This window comes from Erythrobacter sp. HI0063 (assembly GCF_001635685.1).
Lineage (GTDB): Bacteria > Pseudomonadota > Alphaproteobacteria > Sphingomonadales > Sphingomonadaceae > Qipengyuania.
The window spans coordinates 1-500 of the sequence record NZ_LWFF01000142.1; the positions used below are offsets into that span (position 1 = coordinate 1).

1 protein-coding gene is annotated in these 500 nt (G+C 59.8%); it reads left to right on the forward strand.

Annotated features, from left to right (window positions below; all coding sequences use genetic code 11):
• Positions 1–104: 104 nt before the first annotated feature.
• Positions 105–500, forward strand: a 396-nt coding sequence (locus A3736_RS05680) for a hypothetical protein (protein WP_156501995.1), incomplete at its 3' end; no start/stop codon positions are given.

Here is a 500-nt window from a genome sequence, read left to right on the forward strand (position 1 = left end):
CCGAGAGGCGCGCGGCCCTCGCCAACATGCGCCCCAGCGCGATGTGACCTGACCTTCCTTGCCGAGACTGAAGGCAAGGATGGTGATTTAAAGGAAAATACGAAATGACTGACACGTTCACCGTGTGCTGCTTGCGCACGCGTGCTGCTGACGCAAACGACAGAGGCGACACGATCTACATCCACGGGGCCGGGGCAGCCCGGTTCGTTTTCGAAAACGGGCACTGGACCGCCCATACATCAAGCTGGGTGTGCGGCGGGCACTCCGATCCGGACGGTACTTTCCTGCAGTGGATCGCGAACCAAGCCGTCATGCAGCCGCTCGTGTTCTGGTCCCTGCCGGTATTCGTACAACAGGCGATTGCACTGGTCGATCAGGTCGACATCTCGGGCAATTGCGATCCCACCGATGACCTTAAAGCGATCCGCATGGCTGTCGGCCGAAGCGCTGTTCCTTCGGTGCAGGCCCCCTATCCAAATACAGAACTCGCGACGTCTTCT